At 68.7% G+C, this 5,480-nt stretch carries 7 protein-coding genes and 1 pseudogene (1 of these 8 only partly in view); 7 read left to right on the plus strand and 1 reads right to left on the minus strand.

The features are described 5' to 3' along the window. From ACFR9S_RS00020 to ACFR9S_RS00030, 3 genes and pseudogenes are all read left to right on the plus strand, one after another. Positions 1-923: pseudogene (locus tag ACFR9S_RS00020) on the plus strand (KaiC domain-containing protein); it begins 306 nt to the left of the window's first position. A 191-nt stretch (positions 924-1,114) separates the two neighbouring features. Next, positions 1,115-1,549 (plus strand): DUF2391 domain-containing protein, encoded by a 435-nt coding sequence (locus ACFR9S_RS00025; RefSeq protein WP_379731404.1) that lies wholly within the window; start codon positions 1,115-1,117, stop codon positions 1,547-1,549. Between the two features lie 167 nt (positions 1,550-1,716). Continuing rightward, positions 1,717-2,193: a GNAT family N-acetyltransferase gene (locus ACFR9S_RS00030; RefSeq protein WP_379731403.1), complete on the plus strand. Its 477-nt coding sequence runs from the start codon at positions 1,717-1,719 to the stop codon at positions 2,191-2,193. A 19-nt stretch (positions 2,194-2,212) separates the two neighbouring features. Here ACFR9S_RS00030 and ACFR9S_RS00035 read toward each other — a convergent pair whose 3' ends face one another. Next, entirely contained in the window at positions 2,213-3,382 is a 1,170-nt protein-coding gene (locus ACFR9S_RS00035) for a cystathionine gamma-synthase (protein WP_379817649.1), read from the minus strand. A 129-nt stretch (positions 3,383-3,511) separates the two neighbouring features. Here ACFR9S_RS00035 and ACFR9S_RS00040 point away from each other — a divergent pair, with 129 nt between their 5' ends. The 4 genes from ACFR9S_RS00040 to ACFR9S_RS00055 all read left to right on the plus strand — a co-directional run. Further along, entirely contained in the window at positions 3,512-3,805 is a 294-nt protein-coding gene (locus ACFR9S_RS00040; RefSeq protein WP_379731401.1) for a 50S ribosomal protein L21e, read from the plus strand. Further along, on the plus strand, positions 3,805-4,161 hold the full coding sequence (locus tag ACFR9S_RS00045; protein WP_053948549.1) for an RNA polymerase Rpb4 family protein: 357 nt from the start codon (positions 3,805-3,807) through the stop codon (positions 4,159-4,161). The genes ACFR9S_RS00040 and ACFR9S_RS00045 overlap by 1 nt, the downstream gene beginning before the upstream one ends. 68 nt (positions 4,162-4,229) lie before the next feature. Continuing rightward, positions 4,230-4,832, plus strand: coding sequence for a DUF655 domain-containing protein (locus ACFR9S_RS00050; protein ID WP_379731400.1), 603 nt, complete (start codon positions 4,230-4,232; stop codon positions 4,830-4,832). 76 nt (positions 4,833-4,908) lie between these two features. Beyond that, on the plus strand, positions 4,909-5,480 hold a 572-nt coding region (locus tag ACFR9S_RS00055), incomplete at its 3' end, for a 16S ribosomal RNA methyltransferase A (protein ID WP_379817651.1).

The following is a 5,480-nucleotide window of genomic DNA, read 5'->3' on the forward strand; positions in this document are numbered from 1 at the left end:
AGGACGACCCCTTCGGCGGCGTCGCCGGCGAGTCGGAACCCCCCAGCTCCGGGGAGGATCCGTTCGGCGACGCCCCCGGGTTCGGCGAGCGCGGGACCGCCCCCGACGCGATGGGCGACGAGGGCGGCGGGTTCGGCGGTGGCGACGGCGGCGGTGGATTCGGCGGCGGCGCCGGCGGGTTCGGTGGCGAGGGGGAGTCGTTCGACGAGGCGGAGCTCGACTCGGACATCGACCGGATCGACGTGGGGATCGAGGGGCTGGACGAGATGATTCTCGGCGGCATCCCCAAGCGCTCGCTGATGGTGGCCATCGGCGCCGCCGGGACGGGGAAGACCACGTTCGGCCTCCAGTTCCTGACCGAGGCGTTGCGGGAGGACCAGCGCGCGATCTACATCACGCTGGAGGAGTCCCGCGAGGCGATCCTCTCGACCGCCGAGGAGAAGGGCTGGCCGTTCCGCGAGTGGCGCGACGAGGGCCGGCTGGCGATCGTCGCGATGGACCCCATCGAGATGGCGAACTCCCTGTCGTCGATCCGGAACGACATCTCGCGGCTGGTCGAGGAGTTCAACGCCGACCGGCTGGTGCTCGACTCGGTGTCGCTGCTGGAGATGATGTACGACCACCCCGCCGACCGCCGGTCGGAGGTGTTCGACTTCGCGCGCTCGCTCAAGCGGGCGGGCGTGACGACGATGCTCACCTCCGAGGCCGACAGCGAGGACGCCTACACCTCGCGGTACGGCATCATCGAGTACCTGGTGGACGCGGTGTTCATCCTCCAGTACGTCCGGCCCTCGGACTTCCGGGAGACCAGACTGGCGGTGGAGATACAGAAGATCCGGGACGCGAACCACTCCCGCGAGACGAAGCCATACGAGATCACCAACGAGGGGATCTCGGTGTACCGGCAGGCGAACATCTTCTGAAGCTCTCCTGCGGTGAGCGCCAACCGCAGGAGTGCGAAACGAGGTGCCGACGACGGTCAGTCGGCACCGTGTGACGCTCCGTCGCGGCGACGATCTGTCGCGACAGTGTGATCCCCGTCGTGGTGACGACTCAAGCCGTGCCCCCGCCCGGCGGTCGTCGGAGTAAAGACCTCCCGCCGTGAGCATCCGGTATGACCGGCATCGTACGGACGATCCTCCGCCGGCTGTTCAACCGCGAGTTCCAGCCGGCCGACGTGGCACAGCAGGTGGTCGGGGGGTTCCTGCTCGCGGGACCGTTCGTCGTCACCGAGGAGGTCTGGGTGCTCGCGGGGTTCATGAACCCCGCCCAGTGGGTGACGGTGGTCGGGATGGTGTTCGCGATCGGCTGGGGGGCGCTCTACCGCGCCGACAGCGGCCGCGACGCCGACGACGAGACCGAGGTCGCGGGGATCCCCTATCGGTTCCTGACGCTGATGCTCGTCTCCTTCGGCTCGGTGCTGGTGCTGGCGTTCAGCTTCGCCGCGCCGGAGGCGTTCGACGCCGACGTCTACCAGACCGCGAAGGCGGTGAGTATCGGCGCCGTCTTCGCGGTCGTCGGGGCCGCGACCGCCGACAGTGTGTTTTAGCCTCCCGCAGCGAGCGTCCTGTTGCCGCCGTGCTGGAGCGACGACGCTCGATGCCATGGGAGGGCTCTGACCGCCGGCGGCGCGTGACCGCTCGCGGCCCCGTACCGCGGCTCTCGCCCCCACCGACGACGGAGTTAAATCCCCGTCACGACTACTAATCGGCAACAGTGAGCGCGACGGTCGAGACGCGCCGGGACCCCCGTGGCGACGCCACCCACGAGTCCGAGGCGTGGCAACTGAAAGAGCGGATCCGCCGAACTGAGGGCGTGTTGAAGCAGCGCCGCAGCTTCTTCAGGGACGCCTACCGCCGTGCCGACTGCCGTCTGATCTTCGTCGACGGGGAGCTCGCCGGCTTCGTCTCGGCCCGCCGCGACGGCTACATCCTCTTTCTCGCGGTGTCGCCGGACCACCGCGGCGAGGGGTTCGGGGAGCGCCTCGTGGCCGCCGTCGCGGCGGACCACGACTCGGTGACCTGCCACGCCCGCGCGACCAACGAGGACGCGCTCTCCTTCTACCGCCACATCGGCTTCGAGGTGGTGCGCCGCATCGAGAGCTACTACGAGGACGGCGGCGACGCCTACTACCTCAAACTCGGCGAGGAGCGGACCATCTCGGAGAAGCTGTCGGAGTTCGTTCGCAGGTAGGAGGACCGTTCGCTCGCGGTCAGTTCAGCGCTTCCTCGAACGCCTGCGCCAGATCGTCCTTCAGGTCGTCGACGTGCTCGACGCCGACGCTGACTCGGATCAGCCCGTCGGTCAGCCCCGCCGCCTCGCGCTCCTCCTTGGGGATCGCGGCGTGGGTCATCGTCGCCGGCTGCTCGATCAGGCTCTCGACGCCGCCGAGGCTCTCCGCGAGCGTGAACACGTCCGTCTCCGAGACGACCGTCCGGGCCTGCTCCAGCGTGCCGTCGAGTTCGAAGCTGAGCATCCCGCCGAAGCCGTCCATCTGCTCCGCCGCGAGCTCGTGGTCCGGGTGGCTCTCCAGCCCTGGGTAGTAGACGCGGTCGACCGCGTCGTGATCCTGCAGCCAGTGGGCGAGTTCGCTGGCGTTCTCGCAGTGGCGGTCCATCCGCACGGGCAGCGTTTTGGTCCCGCGGAGGACGAGGAAGCAGTCGAACGGCGACGGGGTGGCGCCGACGGAGTTCTGGTAGAACGCGATCCGGTCGTCGAGTTCGGCGTCGTCGATCGGCGGCGCGCCGCCGACCACGTCGGAGTGGCCGCCGAGATACTTCGTCAGCGAGTGGGAGACGATATCCGCGCCGTGCTCCAAGGGTCGCTGGAGCATCGGCGTCGCGAACGTGTTGTCAACGGCGCTGAGCGCGTCGTACTCGTCGGCGATGTCGGTCAGCGCGTCGATGTCGTTGACGTTCAGCAGGGGGTTCGTCGGCGTCTCGACCCACAGGAGTTCGGTGTTCTCCTGCATCGCATCGCGGACCGCGTCGTGGTCGGTGGTGTCGACGAAGTCGAACTCCAGATCGTACTGCTCGTACACCTGCGTGAAGATGCGGTGGGTGCCGCCGTAGACGTCGTCGCCGGCGACGACGTGGTCGCCGGACTCGAGTAGATTGAGGACGGTGTTGATCGACCCCATCCCCGAGGAGAACGCGCGGCCGAACTCCCCGCCCTCCAGCGCGGCGAGGTTCTCCTCCAGATCGGTCCGCGTGGGGTTGCCCGTCCGGGAGTACTCGTAGCCGCGGTGGTCGCCCGGCGCGTCCTGCTTGTACGTGGAGTTGGCGTAGATCGGCGTCATCAGCGCGCCGGTCTCCTCGTCGGGCTCCTGTCCGGCGTGGATCGCGCGCGTCTCGATGCGTTCGTCGTCGTGTTCGTCGCTCATACCGGCAACTGGGCCGGTGGGGGCGTCATAGTTCCGCTTCCGGCCCGGTCGGTGGGGTGTCTCGGCGGCACACCCCGTCCCGAGAACGCATCGTTTATACGCCGACCACCAGTACGCGGGAACAAGACCATGCCTAGCTCCAACGGGCCCAACACCGGAACCCGGAACAAGCTCTCGAACCACCCACGCGAGCGCGGTACGTCGCCGCCCCAGCGTGCCATCGCCGACTACGACGAGGGACAGAAGGTCCATCTCGTGCTCGACCCCTCGGTGGAGGACGGGCGCTTCCACGCCCGATTCAGCGGCCACACCGGCGAGGTCGTCGGCAAGCAGGGCGACGCGTTCAAAGTCCAGATCACCGACGGCGGCAAGGAGAAGACGATCATCGCCGCCGCCGCCCATCTCCGCGCGCAGGAGGAGTAATGACGATCTTCAAAGAGAAGCTCGACGAGGAGTATCTCACCGCCGCCGAGGTGAAAGAGGAGCTCCAGTCCGTCGAGGAGGAGCGCGCGGCCGACGAGGAGCGTGAGCTCCGCTACGAGCTGGCCCGCGCCATCGAGCACGTGAACCGCTTCGCGCTGCTCGACGCCGAGGAGTCCCGCGAGCTCGTCGAGCGCCTGCAGGAGCTCGAGAAGGTCGACGAGGCGACCGCCCACAAGATCGCGGACCTGCTCCCCCGCGACCGCGACGAGCTGCGGACGGTGTACGCACAGGAGCGCTACTCCCTGTCGGGCGAGGAGCTGGACGAGATCCTCAACGTCGTCGCCGAGTACGCCTGACTGCGGGCGCTTTCGACTCGTTCTCACGCCGGGCGACAGTTTATCCGTCGGGGTGACGTACGCCGGCCATGAGCGACGCCGAGGAGTCCGGTACGGCCGGGGACGCCACCGAGGAGGAAGTCGAGTACGCCGTCGTGCTCGACCACCTCCCGTACGGGCGCCCCGACGACGATCGGCCACAGCACCAGAAACCCGAGATCGCCTACGCGGTGGGCGAACAGGCGTTCGATCTGTTCGAGCTCACGCTGGCCGACGGCGCCGACGTGAGCATCGGCGACCGGATCGTCGTCGCGCCCGACGCCGACCGCGATCTGGTCCAGCGCTACCGCGAGATCGATCACGACGACCTCTCCCGGGGTGCCGAGCAGGAGCTCGACTACGTCATCGAGGAGATCGTCGAGCGCCACCCCGACCGCTTCCTCGAGTACTTCAACGAGGCCCAGCCCCTGACACTGCGGCTCCACCAGCTCAACGTCCTCCCCGGGATCGGCGAGAAGCTCCGGGACGACATCCTCGAGAGCCGCAAGCGCGAGGGACCTTTCGAGAGCTTCGAGGAGATGGAGGAGCGCATCTCCGGCCTCCACGACGCGAAAGGCACCGTCGTCGAGCGGATCATCGAGGAGCTAACCGAGGACGTGAAGTACCGGGCGTTCGTCGGCGAGGAGGAGTAGCCTCTCGTCGGGAGTGTGAGCCGGCCGCCGCGACCGGAACGGGGCTTTTAACGCCGGCGACGCGGTATCGCCGGTAATGACTGGGTCCGACGACCTGCGGGACCCCGACGCCCTCATCCGCCGAGCCAAGCGGGGGAACCCGGAGTTCGACCAACACTTCCTCGTCGACGACCGGGTGCTCGACCGGCTCCCGAGCTACCTCCCGGAGGGGACCGACCGCTCGCACGTCCTCGAGATCGGCGGCGGGACCGGCGCGCTCACCGACCGCCTGCTCGCGGCCGCGCCCGAAGACGGGCAGGTCACCGTCGTCGAGCGTGACCCGGACCTCGTCTCGTTCCTGCGCGAGGAGTTCGCCGACGCGATCGAGTCGGGTTCGCTGACCGTGATCGCCGGCGACGCCCTCGAGGTCGACCTGCCGGGGTTCTCGGCGTCGGTGTCGAACCTCCCCTACGGCGCGTCCTCGGAGATCGCGTTCGACCTGCTACCGCGGAAGCGCCCGCTCGTGCTGATGTTCCAGCAGGAGTTCGCCGAGCGGATGGTCGCCGGGCCGGGCGAGGACGACTACGGCCGGCTCTCGGTGTCGGCCCAGCACGACGCCGACGTGGAGATCGTCGAGCACGTCCCCGCCGAGGCGTTCGACCCGCGGCC

It is taken from the genome of Halolamina salina, assembly GCF_042678005.1.
Taxonomy (GTDB): domain Archaea; phylum Halobacteriota; class Halobacteria; order Halobacteriales; family Haloferacaceae; genus Halolamina; species Halolamina salina.